General features: G+C 63.9%; 20 protein-coding genes. 6 read left to right on the top strand and 14 right to left on the bottom strand.

Translation table 11 applies throughout. From position 1 onward, the window contains the following. Positions 1 to 20: 20 nt before the first annotated feature. Positions 21 to 821: a carbon-nitrogen hydrolase family protein gene (locus NFJ07_RS12890; RefSeq protein WP_269994878.1), complete on the top strand. Its 801-nt coding sequence runs from the start codon at positions 21 to 23 to the stop codon at positions 819 to 821. Positions 822 to 903: 82 nt separating this feature from the next. Next, complete coding sequence (locus NFJ07_RS12885) at positions 904 to 2,355, top strand: purine-cytosine permease family protein (RefSeq protein WP_269994877.1); 1,452 nt, start codon at positions 904 to 906, stop codon at positions 2,353 to 2,355. Positions 2,356 to 2,382: 27 nt separating this feature from the next. Here the strand turns inward: NFJ07_RS12885 and NFJ07_RS12880 are convergent, their stop codons facing one another. The 5 genes from NFJ07_RS12880 to NFJ07_RS12860 form a co-directional block, all read right to left on the bottom strand. Then, entirely contained in the window at positions 2,383 to 3,960 is a 1,578-nt protein-coding gene (locus NFJ07_RS12880) for an arylsulfotransferase family protein (RefSeq protein WP_269994876.1), read from the bottom strand. A gap of 85 nt (positions 3,961 to 4,045) precedes the next feature. Beyond that, positions 4,046 to 4,903: an aldo/keto reductase gene (locus NFJ07_RS12875; protein ID WP_269994874.1), complete on the bottom strand. Its 858-nt coding sequence runs from the start codon at positions 4,901 to 4,903 to the stop codon at positions 4,046 to 4,048. Between the two features lie 25 nt (positions 4,904 to 4,928). Beyond that, positions 4,929 to 5,339: a (R)-mandelonitrile lyase gene (locus NFJ07_RS12870; RefSeq protein ID WP_269994873.1), complete on the bottom strand. Its 411-nt coding sequence runs from the start codon at positions 5,337 to 5,339 to the stop codon at positions 4,929 to 4,931. A gap of 15 nt (positions 5,340 to 5,354) precedes the next feature. Next, on the bottom strand, positions 5,355 to 6,731 hold the full coding sequence (locus NFJ07_RS12865; protein WP_269994872.1) for an MFS transporter: 1,377 nt from the start codon (positions 6,729 to 6,731) through the stop codon (positions 5,355 to 5,357). Positions 6,732 to 6,837: 106 nt separating this feature from the next. Beyond that, positions 6,838 to 7,887 (bottom strand): NAD(P)-dependent alcohol dehydrogenase, encoded by a 1,050-nt coding sequence (locus NFJ07_RS12860; RefSeq protein ID WP_269994870.1) that lies wholly within the window; start codon positions 7,885 to 7,887, stop codon positions 6,838 to 6,840. Between the two features lie 127 nt (positions 7,888 to 8,014). Between NFJ07_RS12860 and NFJ07_RS12855 the strand changes: the two genes are divergently transcribed. The 3 genes from NFJ07_RS12855 to NFJ07_RS12845 all read left to right on the top strand — a co-directional run bounded on the left by NFJ07_RS12855 (position 8,015) and on the right by NFJ07_RS12845 (position 11,317). Continuing rightward, positions 8,015 to 8,683: a TetR/AcrR family transcriptional regulator gene (locus NFJ07_RS12855; protein WP_269994869.1), complete on the top strand. Its 669-nt coding sequence runs from the start codon at positions 8,015 to 8,017 to the stop codon at positions 8,681 to 8,683. Between the two features lie 7 nt (positions 8,684 to 8,690). After that, positions 8,691 to 9,938, top strand: coding sequence for an FAD-dependent oxidoreductase (locus tag NFJ07_RS12850; protein ID WP_269994868.1), 1,248 nt, complete (start codon positions 8,691 to 8,693; stop codon positions 9,936 to 9,938). Between the two features lie 149 nt (positions 9,939 to 10,087). Further along, positions 10,088 to 11,317: a S53 family peptidase gene (locus tag NFJ07_RS12845; RefSeq protein WP_269994866.1), complete on the top strand. Its 1,230-nt coding sequence runs from the start codon at positions 10,088 to 10,090 to the stop codon at positions 11,315 to 11,317. 196 nt (positions 11,318 to 11,513) lie between these two features. Here the strand turns inward: NFJ07_RS12845 and NFJ07_RS12840 are convergent, their stop codons facing one another. The 7 genes from NFJ07_RS12840 to NFJ07_RS12810 form a co-directional block, all read right to left on the bottom strand. Beyond that, positions 11,514 to 11,900: a RidA family protein gene (locus NFJ07_RS12840; RefSeq protein ID WP_269994864.1), complete on the bottom strand. Its 387-nt coding sequence runs from the start codon at positions 11,898 to 11,900 to the stop codon at positions 11,514 to 11,516. Between the two features lie 29 nt (positions 11,901 to 11,929). Beyond that, positions 11,930 to 13,186 (bottom strand): NAD(P)/FAD-dependent oxidoreductase, encoded by a 1,257-nt coding sequence (locus tag NFJ07_RS12835; protein ID WP_269994863.1) that lies wholly within the window; start codon positions 13,184 to 13,186, stop codon positions 11,930 to 11,932. Beyond that, positions 13,183 to 14,631, bottom strand: a complete 1,449-nt coding sequence (locus NFJ07_RS12830; RefSeq protein ID WP_269994861.1) for an NAD(P)/FAD-dependent oxidoreductase — start codon at positions 14,629 to 14,631, stop codon at positions 13,183 to 13,185. Before NFJ07_RS12830 ends, NFJ07_RS12835 begins: the two co-directional genes overlap by 4 nt. 17 nt (positions 14,632 to 14,648) lie before the next feature. After that, positions 14,649 to 16,064 (bottom strand): FGGY family carbohydrate kinase, encoded by a 1,416-nt coding sequence (locus NFJ07_RS12825; protein ID WP_269994860.1) that lies wholly within the window; start codon positions 16,062 to 16,064, stop codon positions 14,649 to 14,651. Then, positions 16,061 to 17,596 (bottom strand): amino acid permease, encoded by a 1,536-nt coding sequence (locus tag NFJ07_RS12820; RefSeq protein ID WP_269994858.1) that lies wholly within the window; start codon positions 17,594 to 17,596, stop codon positions 16,061 to 16,063. Before NFJ07_RS12820 ends, NFJ07_RS12825 begins: the two co-directional genes overlap by 4 nt. 488 nt (positions 17,597 to 18,084) lie before the next feature. Continuing rightward, the gene (locus tag NFJ07_RS12815) at positions 18,085 to 18,879 is read right to left on the bottom strand and encodes a DeoR/GlpR family DNA-binding transcription regulator (RefSeq protein ID WP_269994855.1); all 795 of its coding nucleotides are present in this window, start codon (positions 18,877 to 18,879) and stop codon (positions 18,085 to 18,087) included. Positions 18,880 to 18,993: 114 nt separating this feature from the next. Next, positions 18,994 to 19,704 carry a TetR/AcrR family transcriptional regulator C-terminal domain-containing protein gene (locus NFJ07_RS12810; protein WP_269994854.1) on the bottom strand — a complete coding sequence of 237 codons (711 nt, stop codon included), beginning with the start codon at positions 19,702 to 19,704 and terminating at the stop codon, positions 18,994 to 18,996. A 103-nt stretch (positions 19,705 to 19,807) separates the two neighbouring features. Here NFJ07_RS12810 and NFJ07_RS12805 point away from each other — a divergent pair, with 103 nt between their 5' ends. Then, complete coding sequence (locus NFJ07_RS12805; RefSeq protein ID WP_269994853.1) at positions 19,808 to 21,028, top strand: glycosyltransferase; 1,221 nt, start codon at positions 19,808 to 19,810, stop codon at positions 21,026 to 21,028. Between the two features lie 19 nt (positions 21,029 to 21,047). Here NFJ07_RS12805 and NFJ07_RS12800 read toward each other — a convergent pair whose 3' ends face one another. Next, entirely contained in the window at positions 21,048 to 22,220 is a 1,173-nt protein-coding gene (locus NFJ07_RS12800; protein ID WP_269994850.1) for a flagellar hook protein FlgE, read from the bottom strand. Between the two features lie 52 nt (positions 22,221 to 22,272). Beyond that, positions 22,273 to 22,731 (bottom strand): flagellar hook assembly protein FlgD, encoded by a 459-nt coding sequence (locus NFJ07_RS12795; protein WP_269994848.1) that lies wholly within the window; start codon positions 22,729 to 22,731, stop codon positions 22,273 to 22,275. Positions 22,732 to 22,741: the final 10 nt, after the last annotated feature.

Raw genomic sequence — 22,741 nt, 5'->3', positions numbered from 1 at the left:
CCGGGGGAAATGAGGACTGCGTGCGCATCACCCTAGCCCAGATCGATTCCGGCACCGACGTCGACCGTAACCTCGACCTCATCGCGGATTACTGTGCCCGGGCCGCCCACGAGGGCTCTGACCTCATAGTGTTCCCGGAGTACTCGACGTATGAGAAAAGCCGGGTGGACCAGAGCTTCGTGGACATGGCCGAACCTCTTGACGGCCCGGTGGCTGCAAGGCTCTACGCGACGGCGGCACGTTACGGGATCGCCGCCGTCGCGGGCCTCCTGGAAGCATCCGGAGAACGGGACGGATCCGAGGAGCGGGACCGGGCCTTCAACACGTTGGTGGCCATCGGTCCGGACGGTTCGCGCCTTGCCAGCTACCGGAAGATCCATCTATTTGACTGCCAGGGTTTCCGCGAATCGGACTACATCCAAGCTGCGCCGGAGCCAGTGCCTGTCACCTTTTCCTGCGGCGGCATGACCTTCGGATTGATGACCTGCTACGACCTGCGCTTCCCCGAGTTGGCGCGCATCCTGGCCGATGCCGGGGCCCAGGTGCTCCTCGTCTGCTCCTCGTGGGTTCCCGGCACAGCCAAGACCGAGCAATGGACCACGTTGGCCAAGGCCCGGGCAATAGAGAACGGGGTGTACGTGGCGGCGGTTTCCCAGACTCCGCCTGTGTCGATCGGCTACAGCATGCTCATTGACCCCCTGGGGACTGTCCTGCATAGCCTCGGCACGGAGCCGGCTACCGCGACGCTGGACCTCTTTCCGGATGCCGTTCAGGCGGCCCGGGACCAGTTCCCCACGTGGCGGCACCACAGGCTCCCCTAGGAATCTCGCGACCCCTTTTAGGCCGCCCCACTCTGTGCTAAACCAAAGTCAAGATGCACCGATGCTCCGAAGGAGAAACGCCATGAGCACTACGACGGACAAAGGATCGGGCCGCGGGCTGGAGGTCCGGTCGATCGACTATGTTCCATTGAACGAGCGGCACGGCAAGGTCTCACACATCGGACCACTGTGGTTCGTCAGCAATGCCCAGATCGCCACCCTGGCAGTGGGGTTGATCAGCATCACCACCGGCGGCAACTTGATCTGGTCGCTACTCGCGATCGCCATCGGGGTCCTCGTCGGCACACTGTTCATGGCTGCGCACTCCTCCCAAGGTCCCCAACTCGGGCTGCCGCAGATGATCCAGTCCCGGCCCCAATTCGGCTATATCGGTGCCCTGCTGGTTTGGCTCTTTGCCTATCTTCAGTACGCCGGCTTCAACATCTTCAACACCATCCTGGCCGGCCAAGCCATCTCGGAGTCGGTGAACTTCGGGTCCCAAAACTTGTGGTTCTGGGTGGTCACCATTGTCGCCGTCGTCATCGCCCTGTTCGGCTACGACCTCATCCATGCCTTTGAGCGCTACCTGACGTACCTGACCATCGTCATGCTGGCACTGCTCACCATTGCAGCCGTGAAGCTGGCCATACCTGCCGGCGCATACAACCTGGCTGACTTCCATTTGGTGCCGTTCCTGGGCCAGCTGGGGGTCGCGGCCGGCTACCAGATTTCCTGGGCCATTTACGTCTCGGACTACTCGCGCTACCTTCCGCCGTCCAGTGGGCGGGGCACTTTCCGGTGGACGTTCTGGGGCAGCGCCCTCGGCGGTATTTGGGTGATGTTCCTGGGCGCGTACATTGGCGCTGCGGCCGGTGAAAACTTCGAAACCATCGGCTCGATCAAATCCACCGCCGAGCAGCTCTTCGGCGGATTCGGTGGCATCGCGTTGTTCGTCGCTGCCCTGGGCTTGCTGTCCGTGACTGCCCTGAACATGTACGGCGGTTCGCTGACCTTGATATCGTCCATCGACAGCGTGCGGCAGATTCGGCCGACGCTGAGGCTCCGGATCATCACGATCTCCATCACCGCCCTCATTTCCGTGGTCCTGGCGAACCTTGCCTCGGCCGACTTCCTGGCCAACTTCAACGACTTCCTGCTGTTGGTGCTGTACTTCTTCATTCCGTGGACGGCGGTCAACCTCACCGACTACTTCATCGTCCGCAAGGGCCACTACGCCATCGCAGAGATCTTCAAGCCGGATGGGATCTACGGACGCTGGGGCTGGCCCGGTATCATCTCCTACCTCGTCGGCTTTGTCCTGATGATTCCGTTCTTCTCCGCCGGTAAGCTCTTCGTCGGGTTCATAGCCCAGGCCCTTGACGGCGCCGACATCTCGCTGTTTATTGGACTCCCCGTCTCCGCCGGGCTGTACTGGCTGATGACCCGGCGTATCGACGTCGACTCCGAAACCCGCTTGGCCAAGGCAGAGGCCGACGCCCTGGAGGCAGCCGCGCACGAACACATCCTGCCGTAACTGCGCGGGAGGCGGAAATGCGGGGAGTCAGGCAGTGGCGATGACCGTGGACGTCGCCAAAACGTTGCCGGACTTGTCCAAGGCTTCGACGGCGGCCCTCGGCGCGGCGGCCACCGCCGTCGACGTTTCAAAGCCGCGACGCGGAACCGTCACTGCCTCGGACATCGAACCGGGGCCGGTTCCGGTCAGGAACCTCCACTTGGCAACCTCGGTTGCGCCATTCCAGCTGGAGTAGAGCTGCATCGTGGACCCGTTGCCCGGAACCGCGGCCAGGTCGGGGACAGTGTCCGGCCGGCCTGTCCACAGCGAGCGGTAGGTGCGATAAGAGGCATCGCCCAGTCCGGTCGCCTCGAATACCGCCTTCCCATCGGGAGTGAATTCGGTGGCGGCAGGGTCCGCGCCCCAGCCCACCAGGACGTGCCCGTTATCCAGGAACTGCAGGTTCCCTTCGGCGTCGCCCCGGTGGCCGCCCCTGCTGAACTCCTGCTTGACGACGGCGGTGCGCGCCTTTTCGTCAACGGTGAGGAGCAGCCCGCGCGACGTCCCGGTGGTGCCTTGGTTGTAATGGTTGTCGAACATGCTGATGATGCCGTTGGGCCGGCGTCGAACATCATGCTGCCAAGCGAAGACAGATTCCGGAGTCATCGAGAAGTCGCTGCGTTTCCCGCCCAAACGCCAGCGGATCTTCCCATCCGGACGGCCTATCAAATAGGCGGTGTGCGTATGGCGGGACGAAACGAGGAGCGCGTCCCCGCTCTCGTCCACGGAATTGAGGTGGAATGGATCGAACGCTTTTGTGGCGTCGGAGCCGTCGGCCTTGGGGTTATCGGATGGACGCAGGTAGGACTCAGCGAGGTCGATATGGTCCGAGGCTGTCCAATCGAAGAGGACTTTGCCGGAACGGATTCCGATTTCCTGGACATGGCAATCAAACATGTAACCCTGCGCAGGTCCGCCCACCGACGTCAGGTCATGCTGGACGGTTGGGTAGGAGATCATCAACGCCGTCCCGGCGGGGGTGATGGTGAACTCGTGCAGATCCGCTTGCAGCCCGTTGCCTGTGTTGACTTCGGCCACTGTGCGGTAGCGGAGGTCCTTGACGACGCCCTTCCCTGCACCGTGTCCACCGGTTCCGATTCCAGTCCAATAAGTCAACACCGCTTGGCCTTCGAAGGCTTGCACGCGAAGGTCCGTCACGCCTGAACCTGTCGGTTCCATCCATATCGGTTCCCCATGGTTGTCCATGATCAGCCCGCTGGTGCCGTGGCCCATCGGTCCGACGAACAGCAGGCCCGCCCCGGTAGGCCCGGTAGCCCAGCTGGCAACGTGCGCAGCGGTCAAAGCGGTGGAAACGAAGCTACGTATCGCAGGTGCGGAAGCTGTGCTGCTCGCCGACGGCGAAGGTGACGCTGCCGGCGTCGGCGTGGCCGCGCTGACTGGGGCCGTTCCTCCGGGCAACACGCCTGCCCTCGCGATGCCGAGTCCGGCGACCAATCCCGCGCCTGCCATCCCCGCCCCGGAAAGGAACCCGCGCCGGCTCAACCTGAAGCGGGGCTCGCGGTCTTCCCGCGGGGCTGCGCTCCCTGACTCCGTATTCTGTTCCACCCCCTCAGGATAGAACCGGAACACAGTGCGGGAACCGGACAGAAGCTGCAAGTTTGCTGTAAGAGGGCGGGGCGGGAACTCGGCGTCAGCCGATCCTGCGTCCGCCCAGCCAGCTCACCATGGCGGGGTCACGGTGGTCGAAGAAGAGGCTGGCATCGGTGTCCAGGGTGGTGATCTGGTTTATCTGCTCGTCCGTGAGGGCGAAGTCGAAGACGTCGAGGTTCTGGGCCATGCGTTCCGGTCGGACTGACTTGGGGATGACGACGACCTCGCGCTGGATGAGCCAACGGAGTACCACCTGGGCGACGGACTTGGCGTGTGCGTCGGCGATGGAGCTGAGGAGCGGATTGGTGAACAGGTTGTTCTTGCCTTCGGCGAATGGACCCCAGGACTCGATTTGGACCCCGCGTTCGCGCATCATTGCTTGATCGGCGGCGCGCTGGTGGAAGGGGTGGGTCTCGATCTGGTTGACGGCCGGGACGATCTCGTTGTGGTCGATGAGGTCCACCAGCCGGTCGAGGTGGAAGTTCGAGACCCCGATCGCGCGGGCGAGGCCGTCTTTGTTGATGTCCTGCATAGCGCGCCACTCGCTGTAGTAGTCCCCAAGGGGCTGGTGGATCAGGTAAAGGTCGAGGTAGTCCAGTCCGAGGCGGCGGAGTGAGTTGTCGAAGGCGCGCTTGGTGTCGTCTTGAACGCTGCCTTCCGGCGCGTGCTGAATCCAGAGCTTCGTGGTGATGAATAGTTCGTCGCGGGCGATACCGCTCGCCTTGATCGCCGCGCCGACGGCGGCCTCATTGCCGTAGGAGGCTGCCGTGTCCAGGTGGCGGTAACCGGCGTCGAGGGCTGCTTCCACCGCGGCTTGGGTTTCCTCGTCGGGGATCTGGAAGACGCCGAAGCCGAGGATCGGCATTTCGACGCCGTTGTTGAGGGTGACGGTGTTCATGGGGTTTCCTTCGCTTGGATGCGGGTTATCGGCTGGTTCGGGCGTGGGCGGCTTCGTAGTCCTGGTCGCTGACGGGTTCGAGCCACGTGGCGCTCATCCCGTTGTCGTGCTCCACCAAGGCCAGATGGCACATCATGTTGTCCCGTGTTCCGCCGTGCCAGTGTTCCTCGCCGGGCGGGGTGTGGACCGTGTCTCCTGCGCGCATAAGGATCACGCTGCCGTCCCGGGTAGCAACGAACCCGATGCCGTCGGTGCAGTGAAGGGTCTGGCCAAGGGGGTGGGAATGCCAGTTCGTTCGGGCGCCGGGGGTGAAGCGGACCATCGCCGCCACGAGATGCGAGGGCGCCTCACCGTTGTGGAGGGAGTTGAGGTAGACGTCTCCCGTGAACCTCTCCTTCGGGGCTTTGGCCGTGGGGGTAGGGGGTACGAGTTTCATTGTGTGTTCCTTTCGCTAGTGCTGTGATTGTTTCGCGTGCCGAAGCGGTAGGGACACCGCTACAAGGACGAGAAGGAGAAGGGCTGTGATACCGAGGCTGATGCGCAATCCTGCCATGAAGTCCTGACCGGCGAGCGCGGCGCCGAAGATCGCGACGCCGAGGGAGCCTCCGAGCTGCCGGGCGGTGTTGACCGTTCCACTGGCGGTCCCCGCCAGCTCCGCCGGCACATGGTCCAGGATGAGGGCAATGATCGGGGGAACCGTGAAGGAACCACCGACGCCGACGGGCACCATGAGGAATGCGGCCAGCAGGGTGGGCGCGTCGGCCGGCAGGAAGCAGAGGCCCGCCAGCCCCGCGGCCATCAGGAGCTGGCCCGCGACGATCGCGACAATACGCCCAAATCGCTCCGCGAACCTGGCCACGAGGGGATTCAGGAGGGCAACAAGTCCGGTCATGGGCAGGAACAGGAGTCCGGTCTCCAGGGCGGTGGCACCGCGCTCCTGTTGGAAATAGAGGCTCTGGAGGAAGACGACGCCGTAGAACGCTGCCATCGTGACCCCGGCGATGATCAGGGCTGTGGAGACTGTGCGTGAACGGAACAAGTCGAGCGGGATCATAGGGTGGCTGCCCCGTGCTTGCGCGGCCACGAAAACGGCTGCCGATGCGACACATACAGCGAACGTCAACAGGATCTGCGGGCTTCCGTAACCGAGTTCCGCGCCTTCGATGATGCCGTACGCAAGGCTGGCTAGCGTGAGGACCGCCGTCATCTGCCCCAGCCAGTCAAAGGGCATCGGGCGTCGCGGCGACGGAGCCACTCGGGAGAGGACGAGCAGGGCCGCCACTCCCACTGGAAAGTTGACGAAGAAGATCAGCCTCCAGTCCAGTTGGGTGAGGATGCCGCCGAGCACCGGTCCGGCAGCCGCGGCGACCGAGCCGCCCAAGCCCCAGTACACGATTGCCCTGCCTCGACGCGCTGGATCGTGGAAGGCCTCCCGGATGAGCGCGAGGGAAGTGGGGGTAATCATTGCCGCACCGATGCCCTGCAGGACACGGCCGGCGATCAGTGCAGGAAGGCTGGGGCTGAACCCGCATGCCATCGATGCAACGGTGAAGAGAATCATGCCGATGCCGTAGGCGCGGCGTGCTCCAACGCGGTCTGAGAAGGTCCCGGCGAACAGCTGCAGAGCCGAAAACATCAAGGTGTAGCCGGTGACTATCCACTGGAGGCCGGAAAGACCCCCTCCGAAATCATTCCGGATCCCGGGCAGAGCGACGTTGACAATCTGGGCGTCCAAGGCGACCACAAAGAATCCCAGCATGGCAACCGCCAGAGATGCGCGCGGACGCGCGACGGTCTCCGGAAGGAATTTGACGGTAGTCGCGGACATGGTGGCCTTCCAAGCTGGGAAACGGGGACTGATTCAAGAAAACCAGTCCCCGCGTCCGCGTGGGAGTGCCTGTCATACCGCGTACTGCCAGTACCTGTTTCAGTTCCTAGATGGTGATCGCGATTTTCCCCCGCACTTTGCCGGCGTCGAAATAACGCATGGCGTCCGGAACCTGCTCCAGCGGATAGCTGCGGTCGATGGTCGGGATGAGGGTCCCGGCGTCGATGAGCCCGGCAAGGTATTCGAGGTCTGCAACACCTTGCGTCGCCATGACCATGGTCAGCCGCTGACTGATGAACGGGGACAGCGCCAGGGCCCGGAATTGCCTGTCAATGCTGCCCGTCCAGGAGCCGCCTTCTTCGCCGCCTGTGATAACGGCCGTGCCGGAGTGGGTGAGCGCCCGGCGGAGGCGTGCCAAGGTGGGGTTCCCGGCGATATCCAGGATCAAATCGTAGTGTTCAGTGCCGTCGGCGAAGTCCTGCTTGGTGTAGTCGACGACGTGGTCCGCGCCGAGCGAGCGCACCAGGTCCATTTTGGCCGTACTGCAAACGCCCGTAACTTCGGCCCCGGCAGCTTTGGCGAGCTGAACAGCGTAACTGCCCACTCCGCCCGAGGCGCCAAGGATCAGCACCTTCTGTCCCGGCGCTATCTGGCCTGCCGCGCGAAGAGCTTGCAGCGCAGTGCAGGCGGAAACAGGGACCACAGAGGCCTGTTCGAAACTGATGTTCGCCGGTTTGAGCGCGAGCTGGCTTTCGCGGGCCGTCGCATACTCGGCGAAAGAGCCCTTCCCGACCCCGAAGACCAGGTCCCCGACGGCGAACCGGGTCACTGCCGCTCCGACCGCCACGACCGCGCCGGCCAGGTCCAGCCCGGGGACAGGGTTTTTGGGGGCGCGGATACCGAAGGCCAGGCGCAACGCGTACGGCAGGCCCCGGGTTACGTGCCAGGTCCCCCGGTCCAGGCCTGCAGCGTGGACCCGAACCAGCACCTCGTTCCCGGCAATATCCGGCTTGGGGATCAGCGCCATGTGCAGGACCTCGGCGGAGCCGTAAGCCTCCTGCACGATGGCCCGCATCGTGACCTCCGCCGTGGGCGGCTGCGCCGTGGGCGAGCCGCCCGAAGTCGGAGTCTCCGCAGCATGCTGAGCAGAGGTCATGGCCGCTCCTTTCCAGACATTTGGGGAGCACAGCTACCTTTTTCGTACGCTGTACTAAAAAGAATATCGTACAATGTACTAAACCGCTAGAGCCCTGTACTAAACCGCTAGAGTCCAAGGAGTCCCGATGCCGGACACTGCACAGCCCCTCCCCCAGCGGCGCCTTCCGCTGAGCCGCGAAAGGGTGCTCGGCTGCGCTGTGGATCTCGCTGACGAGTCGGGAATCGCCGCACTGACCATCCGCTCGCTCGCCCGGAGCATGGGGACCAAGCCCATGTCGCTCTACTACTACGTGGCCAATAAGGATGAGATTCTGGACGGGATCGTGGACATGGTCTTCGGTGAAATCGATCTACCCTCCCCCGCGGGCGACTGGCGGGAGGAAATGCATCGACGGGCGCATGCAGTGCGCAGCGCGCTCAAGCGCCATCCGTGGGCGGTCGGACTGTTGGAAAGCCGTTCTTCCCCAGGCGAAGCGAACCTGCGCCACCACGAAGCGACGCTGGGGACTTTGAGGGCAGCAGGTTTTTCGGTTCACATGACGGCCCATGCCTACGCCCTCCTCGACAGTTACATCTACGGATTCGCACTCCAGGAAGCCGCACTGCCTTTTGACGGCCGGGACACCGCCTCCGAGATCACAGCGCCAATCGTTGAACGCTTTTCGACCGGGCAATACCCTCACATGATGGAGATCGCCACCGAACATGTCCTCAAACCCGGCTACGACTTCGGGGACGAATTCGACTTCGGGCTGAACCTCATCCTTGACGGCCTCAGCCGGTCGATGGGGTGAGCTAGAGATGTCCAGCGAACCCGAAGCCACACCCGCTCCCGGTCTACGATCTTGGGACACGCGTTGTTGTGTGGTCGGCGGTGGACCGGCCGGCATGATGCTGGGCTACCTGCTGGCCCGCGCCGGAGTCGAGGTGACCGTGTTGGAGAAGCACGCCGACTTTTTCCGCGACTTCCGGGGCGACACCATCCATCCGGCGACCACCGACGTACTGGCCGAGCTGGGATTGCTGGAAGAGTTTCTGCGCCTGCCGCACACCGAGGTACCTGAACTGCGGCTCGGGATTGACGGAGAGACTTTCGGGCTGGTGGACTTCCGGCACCTGCCCACCCGGTGCAAGTTCATGGCGTTCATGCCTCAGTGGGACTTCCTGAACTTCCTGGCCAGCCAGGCCAGGCAATACCCCACCTTCCGGCTGGAAATGAGCACCGAGGCCACCGGCCTGCTCCGCCACGGCGAGCAAGTGACCGGCGTACAGGCGCGCACGGCCGAGGGCGACGTAGAGATCCGGGCGGACCTCACCGTCGCGTGTGACGGCCGGTTCTCCGTTATCCGGGAACACTCGGACCTGCCGGTACGGGAGTTCGCGATGCCGATCGACGTGCTGTGGTTCCGCGTGCCACGCGGCCAGGATGCGCCGCCGACGCTGGGCTACCTCGGCGGCGGGCAGATCGTGCTCGCCATCGACCGCGGCGACTACTGGCAGTGCGGCACGATCATCGAGAAAGGAACACTCACGCAGGTTCAGGACGCGGGCCTGGCCGAGTTCCGCGACCGGGTGGCACATGCCGCACCGTTCCTGGCCGCCGGCCTGGTCGCGCTGACCGACTGGGACCAGGTCAAGCTGCTCTCGGTGCGCTCCAATCGGCTGCGCCGCTGGTATCAGCCCGGCCTGTTGTGCATCGGCGACGCCGCGCACGCCATGTCACCCGCCGGCGCCGCCGGGGTCAATTACGCCATCGCCGACGCCGTCGCCACGGCCAATCACCTCGCGGTACCGCTGCGCACAGGCACCATCACCATCGCCGACCTCCAGCGCCTGCAACGACGACGCGAACCCGCGGTACGCCTCGCACAGGCATTGCAGCGACAGCAGACCCGCCAACTCGCTCGCCTCGCCCAAACAAGCCCACCCATCCAACTCATGCGGCTCATCAGCCACACCCCACCGGTCAAACGCCTCCTGGGCCGCATCGTCGGCCTCGGCTTCCGCCGCGAACACATCCACAGTCCCGATTACGCCAACCCCCAGTAATCCAACGATGAATCTCCGATCCGCGGTGGCTCATGAGACCCCGGGGGTGGATGTGACGTGGGTGACAAGAGTGGTGTTTGGTGCGAAGCTTTTCACGCCGAGTTGACTGTTCTGTCAACTCGGATCTTATTGATCCTCAGGGAGGTTTCGTGAAGAAGATTCTTAGCGTTTCCGGGGCGTTGCTGCTATTGCTGAGTGCAGTCTCAGCCATAGCGCCGGCGGCAGTTGCCCAACCATCTACGCCCGCCAATTGGCATGCGGAGAGGGTCTGCGCCGATGTCCCAAGCGGCATTGCGTCGTGTTTTGCGCTCAAGTACGTCGATGATTCAACGACCCCGGCCAAGGCGCTGTCGCAGGGAGGACAAGTCAAGCCCGCTTCGAGCGCTCCGCCTGCCACCGGCAAGACCCCTGCGGATATACAGAGCGCCTACAACATCACAGGCCTCACCTCTGGCGGCCGGACCGTCGCAGTCGTAGATGCCTATGGGTATCCGAACCTTGAACGCGATCTCGGCGTTTACCGCTCACAGTTCGGCCTTCCGGCATGCACGGTCAGCAACGGCTGCCTCACCATCAAGGACCAAAACGGCGGCAACAAGCTTCCCAGGTTCAATTCCGGCTGGGCCGACGAAACCGCCCTCGACGTCGACGCCGTCTCGGCAGCCTGCCCGGACTGCAAGATCCTCGTTGTGCAAGCGACAACAGCCAGCATCACCAATCTTGGTACAGCCGTGGCAACGGCCGCCAAACAGCCAGGGGTCGTCGCGATTTCCAACAGCTACGGCGGCGGGGATTCATCCGACTCCACCTATGGCGCGTACTACAACCACCCGGGCATCGCCGTGACGGCGTCAACCGGTGACAACGGGTACTCCGGCTCGTCCTACCCCGCTTCCTCTAGTTATGTCACCGCGGTGGGAGGCACATCGTTGGTCAAGAACACCAGTACCCGCGGGTGGGGCGAGTCCGCCTGGTCCGGCTCGGGATCCGGATGCTCAAGTGTCAATGCCCCGTTGCCGGCGGCTGCCACCTTCGGCACGGGGTGCGGCAAGCGCGCCTCAGCAGACGTCGCCGCCGTCGCAGATCCACAGACCGGATTGGCAGTGTACGCACCGAGCAGTAGCACGACCTCGTCATGGGCCCAGTACGGAGGCACTAGCCTCTCCTCACCCCTGGTCGCTGCGATGTACGCGCTTTCCGGCAACTCCGGCAGCTCAACGGCGTTGGCCAACTCTCTCCCATACACAAACTCCGGGCAATTCAATGACGTCGCCTCGGGTTCAACGGGCACTTGCTCCACGAGCCAATGGTGCCTCTCCGGCACCGGATGGGACGGACCCACGGGCGTCGGCACTCCGAACGGTGTCGCCGGACTCTAAAAGTGCAGTTATACCTGAAGGGTGGCCGGCGTCCAGGACGGCCGGCCACCCCGCCGTCGGGGGTGAGCGTCACGCAGAGCAGGTTTTCGACGCCCCACGGACCGCAAGCCCGGGATTCCGGGGTTTGGGAGGAGTCCGGGCGCCAAAAAGCTGCGTAGCGTGACGAGGCGGTGAGGCGGTGAGGCGGTGGCGAGTGTTACTGCAGGATCGCGTCGGCTTCGACTTCGACCAGCAGATCGTCGGCGGCGAGCGCTCCGACTTCAACCACAGCTGTGACGGGACGGATGTCGCCGAAGATTTCACCGTGGACGGCGCCTACGGCGTCGAAGTCTGCAATGTTGGTCAGATAGACCCTGGTGCGCACGACGTCCGCGAACGAGCCGCCGGCCTGGGTGAGGGCGGTCTCGATGCGGTTGAAGATTTCGCGGGCCTGGGCGGCGGCATCGTTTCCGCCGACGGCGCCGTTGCTGGAGCCGGCGGTGGTTCCGGCTACGGCGATCTGGTTTCCGACGCGGACCGCGCGGGAGTACCCGAGGATCGGTTCGCGGGCGGATCCGGATGAGATGTTCTGGCGCTGGTTCATTTGTTTCTCCTGGTTGAAGGGTTTTGTTGTCATTTGGCGAGGCCGATGGTGACGGCGCCGTCGTTCCAGTTGATCTGGCTGAGCAGGCTGGAGGGGACACGGAAAACCCGGCCGGGCGCTGCGGGCCACCAAAGCCGCTTTCGGGCAATGACGGTGCCGTTTTGGCGCAGGACTACTTCGGGGAACGGGACGTACGTATCGCTCCAGAGCAGAAGCCGACGGCGGGGCGGCGCGGGATCGTGCTGGCGCAGCAGGGCAGGCGCTACCCACCTGAACGGGGCATCGGCCGTGAGACTTAGCGGTGCTCCCGCCGGCCGATCGCCCCTGAGGTAGCTCACAACGTGCTCGGCCACGGCAGCGCCGTCGAGTGCCGCTACGTCGGCGGTATCCACGGGGTGCAGCATGTTGCCGATGGCAAAGATGCCGGATTTGTTGGTCCGCAGCGCCGCGTCCACGATGGGTGATTTGCTCACCGGGTCGATGTCGACGTCGGCCGCCCGGGCGAGTTCGTTGTCCGGGATCCAGTCGCCGGTGAGGATGACGGTGTCGCAGTCGACGATCCGTCGTTCGCCGGTGTCGATGTTCTCGATCTCCACACCTTGGACGTTCGGTTTTCCGATGATCCGTGTGACCCTCGTGCGTGTGGCCACTTTGGTGCCGAAGAACAGCTTTCCGGGTCCGCTGAATAGCCGGTAGGCGTCCGCCTTCGGGTATTCGGTGGTCATCAGGACTGTCTTGCACTTGACGTGCTTAAGGCTCATGGCAGCTGACCAGCTGACCAGTTCGGCACCGACGATAACAGCCCGTTTGCCCACCTTGCCGTGCTTGAGGTGGATGATGTTCTGCAGGTGCCCGGTGGTGTAAATGCCTTTGCCACGGTCTCCTGGAATGAGCCGGGCAGGGCGGGGCCGTTCCCTGGCGCCGGTGGCGAGAATGATCACCCTTGCGTCGACGCGCACTCGACCGTCGGGCATCGTGACGTTGACGGAACGCTCTCCTGCCCAGTCGGTGACCGTGGCGTTGGTGAGGATCTTCGCACCGGCAGCGGTTGCCTGCTCCCGCAGAATACGGGCGTATCTGGGCCCGTCGATGAACTTGCCCATGTCACGGATTCCGTAGCCGGGGTGGTCGCTGTGCCGCGGGATGCCGCCAGCGACACTTTCCCGTTCGAGGACGAGGACTTCGCCGCTCACACGCGGAGCCAATTCGGCTGCGGCGCGCAGGCCGGACGGTCCGGCGCCGATGATCAGGACGGTCGGGGTCAGGACCGTGCCGTTCGTGCTCACTTGGTGACCTCCACGCTGGCAACGTTTGCGTTCGGATCAGCTGGGACGTTGACGCTCTTACCGCGGGATTCGAGAAGCTCGTTTACTTCCGCCCCGCAGAAAAAGCCCTGGCACCGGCCGTTCTGGGCGCGGGTCCGGCGGCGCAACCCGTCCAGTGTGCACGGCGGGATCGGGGAACTGAACGTATCGCGGATTTCACCGGCGGTGACACGTTCGCAGAAGCACACGATCTTCCCGTACGCGGGGTCTTCAGCGATCCTCGCTGCATCTTGGTAAGGGCGGAGGAAAGCTTCGCCGATGTTGGGCATGTGCGGTGGTTCGGGCAGGTTGTCGCGCTCGACCAGCTGGATGGCGCCCGATGCCCTAAGGAGTTCGTCGACGTATTCGGCTACGGCGATACCGGAGGTCAAGCCGGTGGAGCGGATGCCGCCGGCGATCACGTACTGCTGTTCCGTGTCGACTTCGATGAGGTAGTCGGGATAGTCGCTGGCTGCGCGCAGTCCAGCGTAGGTGGCCGTTACCTCTTCTTCCAGGAGTTTGGGCATGATCTTCTCGCCCTTGCCCCTCAGGAAGGCGAAACCGCTCTCGGACGTTCCCGTGTCGGTTCGGTCCTTGAGGTCTTCAGCGGTGGGGCCCAGCATCACGTTGCCGTAAATGGTGGGGCTGACCAGCACACCCTTGCCCAGTGCGGTCGGCACCGGCAGAACGATTTTGTCCACGAGGGGCCGTGCTTGCTTGTCGTACACAAGCAGCTCGCCGCGACGGGGGGTCAGGTGGATCCGGTCATAGCCGAACAGCTGGTCGATCGTGTCTCCGCCCAGCCCGGCGGCGTTGATGACCCATCGGGCGCTGATCCGATCGATGCTTGTGTAAAGGTTCGTGACGCCGTCGACCCGGTCGATGCTGGCAACGCGGCGTCGGAGCAGGAGCTCCGTTCCGCGCTGGACAGCCTCGGTGGCCAGGGCAAGGTTGGTGGTCCAGGTGCAGATAATGGACTCGTCCGGGACGGAGAGCCCGGCCAGGGCGCCCTCGCCCAGATGGGGCAGAAGCCGGTAGATTTCCGCCGCGTCGATGATCTCGGTCTTGGCGTATCCATTTTGCTCGGCCTTTTCCTTCAGGCCGGGCAGGGCGTCCCGCTGCTCGTCATCCCACGCCACAAGGATGGCGCCGGTGTGTTCGACCGGAATTCCCGTCTGCTTGGCGTACTCAGAGAGCAAGTGGTAGCCCTCGCGCACCATCTTCGACTCAAGAGTTCCGGGCTTTGCGTCGAATCCTGTGTGCAGGATCGCGGTGTTGGCTTTACTCGTCCCGTCCCCTACGTCCTCGCGCGCATCGAGGAGCGCGACGCTAAGCCGGTACCCGGCCAGTTTCCGCGCGATGGCCGAGCCCACAATGCCAGCGCCGATCACGGCTACATCGTAGGTTTTGTTCTGGGTGTTGCTCATTTGGGTGTTCTCCTTCGTCACCGGGTTGCCTCGACGGCGGTTGCCCACCGCGCGCGGAACTCGGCTGCTTGGTCTGCCGACCACTTCGGTTCATAGACAGTGCTGGGGCTCCAGGGAACGACGGCGTCCTGGAGTGTGCGGGACGGTTCAAGGGCCACTCTGGCCAGGGCCGCCGCGCCCAGGGGCGTAGCGTGCTGGGAGGGATACACGTCGATTTCTATCTGCATGAGATCGGCGACGGCCTGCATCAGAACCCGGCTTTGCGTCAGCCCGCCGTCTGCCCGCAGCCGCTGGAGCGGATGGCCGATGTCTGAAGCGACGAGGGAGCCCAGCTCTGCGACCTGTGCGGCGATACCCTGCAAGACGGCGAGCACGATGTGTTCCGGTCCGGTGGAGAGAGTCATTCCCGTGAGGGATGCTTTGGCCTCCGGGCTCCACCACGGCGCAGCCAGGCCCGCGAAAGCAGGGACGCTGAGCACCCCGCCGGAGTCGGTGGCGGCTACGACGTCGAGCTCGGAAGCTGACTTGATGAAGCCCATTCCTTGGAGCCACCTGACGGCGGAGGCCGCCGTATACACCTGCCCATCAAAGCAGTAGGTGGGCTTGTCTTTGACAGTCCAGGCAACCGATGCGGCGAGTCCGGCCGTTGAGCGAGTTGCCGATGTTCCGGTGTTGGCCAGCAGGAACGCCCCCGTGCCGAAGGTGCACTTCGCTTCGCCGGCTTCGAGGCAGTTCTCGGCCAGGAGGGCCGCTTGTTGGTCCACAATAAGGCCACCGACGGCCATGAGCCCGCCGAAGGCACTCGTTGAGCCCGCGATCGCGTCGGACGGCAGAATCTTGGGGAGCGGTTCGTCGCCGAGTTCGAACAGATCCAGCAGTTCGCGGTCCCATTCCGTGCTGTCCAGGTCGGTGGTCAGGGACCGGCTGGCGGTGCTCACGTCAGTGACGAATTCTCCGGTCAGGTGATGGACGAGCCAACTGTCGGAGGTTGTGACCACACCATCCCGGGTGACATTTTTCCGGATCCAGGCCTGCTTGGGGGCGGAGAAGTACGGGTCGAGGATAAGTCCCGTGCGGCTTGCGAATTCATCCCGATGTTCTGCAAGGCCGGCGCAGATGCTTTCGGCGCGCCGGTCCTGCCACACGATCATGTTGGATAGGGGCTTGCCGGTCGCAGGGTCCCAGGCCAGCACGGTTTCCCCTTGGTTGGCGATGGTGACGATATCGATCAATGCGCCGGATTGCGCGACGGCGGCCCTTCCGGTTTCGAGAACGGAGTCGAGCAGTTCCTGCGGGTCCTGCTCGACGCCGCTGCCGGGCAGGTAGTGTGGCCGGACTGTTTGCTCGGCCAGGCCCAGGATTTTGCCGCTGCCGTCGACGACGACGGCCTTGGTTCCGGACGTGCCCTGGTCGATGGATAGAACGGTGGTCACTTGCCCTGCGCCCTTTCGGAGTGTTTGGCGTCGGCATCCAGCTCGGCATCGATCGAGTGCAGATCGGGCATGGCGAGTCCGGACGGACCTCCGCGGCGGATCAGCAGGAAGACCAGGTAGACAGCGCCGATTGCGACCATGATGGCCACGTACAGCCAGGAGTTGATGAAGGATGCGTCCCTGAAAATAGACAGCATGAAGATCAGCCACACAGCGGCGAGGATGATGACGGGTACCTCGAACTTGCCCAAGGTGAATCCCTTGCTTGGCGGAAGGCTCTTGCGCTTGAGGATATACAGCAGGACCGTGGAAGCGTAGATGACCGCGGGCAGCAGTGTGGCGGCACCAAAGAGGCTGAAGAGTGCATCGGTCTGGAAGGCGAAGAGGCCGAGGATCAGCTCACCAAGGACAAACATGAGCCCGGTTGCCGCCGTGGGGGTTCCGAAGCGCGGCGAGACCTTGCGCCAGACGGCGTGGCCTGGGAATCGGTCGTCGCGGGACATTGCCCAAACGAGCCGGACTCCGGTCATGAGGATCACCATGCCGCAGGCAAAGATTGCGATGACGACCATGACGAGCAGCGCGGTGCCCACGACCGGCCCGAGAACACGGTTGATGACGTCGGCTACGGGAGTTCCGGACCCGGCCAGGGTCGCGGGATCGCCTGCCAGCATGGTGATGGCCAGGAGGAAGAAGAAGCCCAGGACGCCGGATGCGAGGACTGCTTGCCACATGGCACGAGGCACAACCCTGGCAGGGTCTTTGGTTTCTTCGGCGAGGTTAGCTGCGGATTCGAATCCCACGATCGTGAACGCGCCCAGCAAAGTCCCCATCATCCAAGGCCCGACGTGGAGCAACGAGCCGACGCTGAAGTAATCCTGCGCGGGGAGGGAGCCCGTGGAGAACAGATTGCCCACGTTCAGCTCCTTGGCGACTGCGCCGACGACGATGAGCAGCACGACGAGCAGGATCATGCCGATGAGTTCGGCTGAGACGGCGAAGTTGTTCACCCGCTCTGTCCAGCGGGTGGAAAAGGCAACCAACAGGGCCTGCAAAGCCAGCACGATGCTGGTGATCAGCCAGGCGTTCGCAGGGGTTCCCTCGTAGCCGAGAAGAACAGGCAGGACCGTTGATGCAATGGTGTAGTCGACTGCGACCACCACGATTGCGAGGAACGTGAAGGAGATCCAGCCCATGATCCAGCCCAGTACCGGGTTGGCCAAGCGCGACATCCACTGGTAGGAGTAGCCGGTCACCGGGATGCGGGCGGCCAACGAGCCGAAAATGAGAGCGACCATGAGTTGACCGACCGTGACAATCGGCCAGGTCCAGATGCCAGCCGGCCCGGAGCTGTTGAGAACTGCGCCATAGGTAGTGAAGATGCCCGTGGCGATGGAAACGAACGCGAAAGCGACGGCAAAAGAGGCGAATCTGCCCGTTCCGCGCTTCATTTCCTGCTTGTAACCGTACTCTTCAACGTCTGTGTCCGTGCCCGGCACGGTACTGCCTGCCGGTGGAGGGTTGTGTGTCATTGGAGCGAGTGTCCTTCGATGAATGCCCGTCGGAGCGTCGTTGCTGGGGTAGGCCGGGCGCGGGGTGTTGGTTCGTTGGAATTGGTTGTTCCGTGGTGCCTCATGTTCATGGCGACATGACAGCGGCCGGATAAGGCCTACGGGGCGCTAGGAGCCACGTGCGTTGGAATCGCATCGATCCGTTTTGTGGATTTATGAGGATTCATAAGGAAAAGTATGGATCTGTGAGGCTTGGACGTCAAGGGGTAATTGTTGCAAGCGTCACAATTGCTCAGTTTCTCCTTGGTTTGACGGCGATCGGTGGCGGGAATCGGTCAAACACATGTCCACATAATTCCACGATCAGCCTCAGAAGCCCGGCCCGGGAGCGCAATCACAAGGTCCCCGGAGGCTTCCGTCCCTTCCAGGCGGACGGTGCTGGCCGGCTTAAATGCAGATACCCCGCACTTTCGTGCGGGGTATCTGAGTCGTGCGGTGCCGGCGGGAGTCTAGCTGGACGCCTCACTCGGGTTCCCGCCCTGGACGACTTCGATGCCTGCGTCCTTCAGGGAGTTGATTCGGGCACTACTAGCCTTGCTGTCAGTGATTACCCCTCTGATATCGTCCAGATCGCAGACATGGCGGACAGCAATGCGTCCCAGCTTGTCACCAACCGCCAGGATGTAAGTCTTCGCAGACTTCTCAATCATCAGTTGCTTGATTGCCACATCCTCAGATGAATAATCCGTCAGGCCCGCCCGGACATCCACTCCCCCAGCGCCAAGAAAGGCCCAGTTCGCGTTGAAGCTTCGGACCTGGGCAAGGGCATCGGGGCCGTATGTGGTCATTTCGCCGGCTCGGACGCGACCGCCAAGCACGTACAGTTCCACATCCGGACGGTCACTAAGGATGGATCCCACCACCAGGCTATTGGTGATGACTATGCCGTGGAATGTCGGGGGCAGTGCCCTTGCCGTAGCTTCCACAGTGGTACCGACATCGAGAAAGATTGTGTCGGTATCACCGATCAGCGCGGCGGCGGCGGCCCCGATCTCGTCCTTCTCTTGCGGGTTTTCCATGGAGCGGTTGGCCCTGTCGGGTTCGCTATCAGTCACCTTGACAGGGGGCATCGCTCCGCCGTGGATGCGTTTGAGCTCCCCGGACCTCTCCAAGGCCATAAGATCCCTGCGTACGGTTTCTCCGGAGACAGACATCATGGATGCAATGTCGGCGGGCCTCAGGAAATCCCCTTCGCTGACGAGTTCCAGGATTCTTCGGCGCCTGACCTCGGGCGGCTGCTTCATTGGACTACCCATCGCCTTCACTCATGCAGGATGCAATTCTGTGTGTATCATACGAATTTGCAACAATTTCCACAACTTGCCAACATCGTGATCATCACTGGCCGGGCCATGCCCTCACGCGGAACCGGCGGCGGCCGGGAGCCCCGCTCCCGCCAGGTAATTGGTGATGACGCTCGAGAATACTTCTTCCGGTCTCCCGGGTTCGTGCTGCCCGGTGAGCGCACCAGCCAGCAGCGGATAATCCCCCGACAGTACGAGCTCGGAGAGGTACTGCAACCGAGCAGGTACCTCACCGTCGCGAGTCTCGGAATGCGCGGCTGAAGCCAGCTCATTCTGTACGAAGGCGGAAGTGATGGCCGTCATCATGGCTACCGTCTGCAGTTTGGCGGCGCCGGGCAGGTCCACAGTTTCGAGGGCGGACAAGGCCCGCTCCAAATAGCGCAGCGAGTTGGGTCCCATCGAGGGCCTGGTCAGCAGTAGCGGAGCAAGCCATGGGTGCCGGCGCATGATGGCCCGGCCTTGCTGTGCCAAGTTCAGCAGCTGGATCCGCGATGGTTTATCGGAAGGGCCGAGGTCATATTCACCACTGACCGTGTCGACCATGAGTTCGAGGAGCTCGTCGTGGGATCTCAGATACCTGTACAGGGACGCTGCGCCGGCCCCAACACCGGCAGCCACTCGCCGGATGGACACCGCCGCCAGGCCGTCCCGGTCGGCGATATCGATCGCTGCCGCAGCAATCCCCCCGCGCGAGTGCTCCGGTTTCGGCCCCACACCGGAACGCTCCGGCCGCCGCCAGACATCAATGGGGTCATGGGATGGCATGCCTGCTCCGCCTTTCGTCCGCCCGCTTGGATTGGTCCAGCATCCATTTCACTATATATTTAATTGCGAACAGTGATCGCAATCGATGGGACTGAGGAACATTATGCGAGTGCTCATGATTACGCCCGGGACCCGAGGCGATGTGGCCCCGATGGCAGGGCTCGGTGGCAGACTTCAAACGTTGGGCTTTGACGTCGCAATCGCGGCCGATGCCGCCTATGCCCCGCTGGTCATCTCAGCCGGGTGCGAGCACCGCGAATTGCCCGGGGACGTGAGCCACCTGGTTAGCCCTGCCGAGCCAGGGAAGAAGTCCACGGGCGCGGATCTGCGCAGGTACATGCGCGAACTCGGTGACTACATGGACCTCGCCGCGACCGGCACACTGGCGGCAGCCGAGGCCGGCGCCGACGTGATCCTGGCCAATACGATCGCTCCCTATGCCTACGACGTGGCTGAGGCTCTCGGCATCCCCGCCCTCGGCGCCCATCTGCAGCCGACCGAACCCAGCGCCGCCTACCCGCCTGTGGTTCTGGGGACCGCCCGCAGCCTGGGACCGGTCGGCAACAAGCTGCTCGGTTCACTGATCTCCGCGGGAAAGGCACCCTACGACGCACCGAGCGCCCGCATCCGCCAAGTCCTCGGGCTAGACAAGAAATCCCGGGCCACTGCCGAACGGCACCGTAGAAAAGCCAACCTCCCCATACTCCACGGCATCAGCCCGACCATATTTCCGCGCCCGGCGGACTGGCGCTCCGGACTTACCATGACCGGCTACTGGTGGCCGGAAGCCCAGCCGGGCTGGCAGCCACCTGCGGAGCTGCTCGAATTCCTCGCGGACGGACCTGCCCCGGTCTTCATGGGGTTCGGTAGCAGCGCGGCCTTGGACGCCGACTTCATGCTCGACGTCGCGCAGCGCGCCGGGGTGCGCGCGGTGCTGCAAGGCGTACGGGGTGTCTCCGGGGCCGATGCCATCGGCATCGGAGCCGTCCCGCACGAATGGCTGTTCCCGCAGATGGCCGCGGTGGTCCACCATGCCGGAGCGGGGACAGCCGCGGCAGGGCTGCGCGCCGGTGTGCCAACGGTTGGCGTGCCGATATACACGGACCAACCGTTCTGGGCTGCCCGGATCGCGTCCCTCGGAGCGGGCCCGCAACCGGTCCCTTACAAGGAAGTCACCACCGAACGGCTGGCCGCCGCCATCACGCAGGCCAGCACGACTCCGGCCTACGCCGCACGCGCACGCCAACTGGCGGCATCCCTCGCAACGGAAGACGGAACGCCGCCCGTCGTAGCTGCACTGCGGGCCGCTGGTAAGCAGGTGTAGCGGGGCGCCGCCCCACGCGCTAGTGCTTCAGGTTGGTCAGCTCCTGCAGAACCTCGTCCGAGGTGGTGATGATGCGGGCGTTGGCCTGGAAGCCGCGCTGGGCCACGATCAGGTTGGTGAATTCCTGGGAGAGGTCCACGTTGGACATTTCCAGGGCGCCGGCGGTCAAGGTACCGAGTCCGGCGTCGCCCGGTGCGCCCAACTGGGCCGCGCCGGAGTTGGCGGTGGCCACGTATGTCGAGCTACCGTCTTTCTCAAGGCCGCCGGGGTTGGTGAATCTGGCAAGGGCCACGCGTGCCAGGACCTGCTTGGCGCCGTTGCTGAACGAGCCGATGAGTGAGCCGTCACCGCCGAGGGTGAAGGACTCCAGCTTTCCTGCCTCGGATCCGTTCTGGCTGCCGACCGTGAGTGTGCTCATGGCCGCGAAGCCGGTAACAGTGGACATGTCCACTGCTATGCCGCCGACCGTCATGGCGCCGCCCGAGGTCAATGCACCGTTCGCGAACGTAAGCGACGAGTTGCCTGTGGCGCCGTTGGCATCTGCCCCGGCCACATCCCAGCCGCCCGCAGAGCGGCTAAACGTGAGCGTCAGGCTGCGGGAGGCGCCGTCGGCGTCGTACACCTTGACCTGCCGCTCCACGCTGGTTCCCACCGCCGCGTCGGACGGCAGGTTGCCGTCCAGCGAGGTCTTGGTGGTGGCGACGGCTGCCGACGTCGTGTTGGGCGAGAGGGCGATGGGGCCAACGGGACCTCCCTGGTTCACCACACCGTTGGCGGCGGACCAGCCCTGCAGGATCCCGCCGTCGGGACTCACGAGGCGGCCGGCCGCGTCCATGTCGAAGGCGCCGGCGCGGGTGTAGAGCTGCTGCCCGGCCTTGCTGGTGATGAAGAACCCGTCGCCGGAGATCATCATGTCAGTGGCTCGCCCGGTGTTCTGCGAAGAACCCTGGCTGAAGTTGGTGCTGATCCCCGCCACTCGAACACCCAAGCCGATTTGGGCGGGGTTGGTGCCACCGGTTTCAGTCTGCGGGGCGCCCGCGCCCTGGGTCATCTGCGAGAGCGTGTCCTGGAACTGGGTGGAGGAAGCCTTGAAGCCGGCCGTGTTCACGTTGGCGATGTTGTTTCCCGTGACGTCCAGCATGGCCTGGTGGGCACGGAGGCCGGAGATTCCGGAGTACAGCGAACGAAGCATGGTGTTGCCTTTCTTCGGGTGGTTCGGGGGGGTGGTTCGGGGGTGTGGAGCGTCAGGCGGTGGGCGAAGCAGTGGGTGTGGGCGAGGATGCGGCCGTCATCCCGCTGATTGAATCGAGCGGAACGTTTACTCCCCCGACCGCCACAGTGGGGGTTCCGGCAGCGAAGGAAACCGAACTCGCGACGCCGGAGCCCTTTGTCCCGTCGGCGAGCGCGTAGCTGACGTTGTGGCCGATGATTTGTGCCGCAGCGCTCCGCATCTGGAGTGAAAAGCTCTCCTTGGCGTCGGCGGTGAGCTCCGTCATCTTCTCCATCATGGACAGCTGCACGGTCTGGCTCATCATCTGGTTGGTGTCCATGGGGGCGCTCGGGTCCTGGTTCTTCAGTTGCGTCACCAGGAGGGACATGAACATGCTCGAGTCCATGGTCTGCGAGGGCGTGGGCGCCGTGGTTCCAGTCGCGGTGGTTCCCGGCTGGACTCCGCTGCTTGCCGCGATTGCTTGGATGGTCACTTTTGGCTCT

It is taken from the genome of Arthrobacter sp. B2a2-09 (assembly GCF_027587375.1).
Lineage (GTDB): Bacteria > Actinomycetota > Actinomycetes > Actinomycetales > Micrococcaceae > Arthrobacter.
The sequence above is the reverse complement of the archived record's forward strand: the minus strand, read 5'-3'. Positions and strand labels throughout refer to the sequence as shown.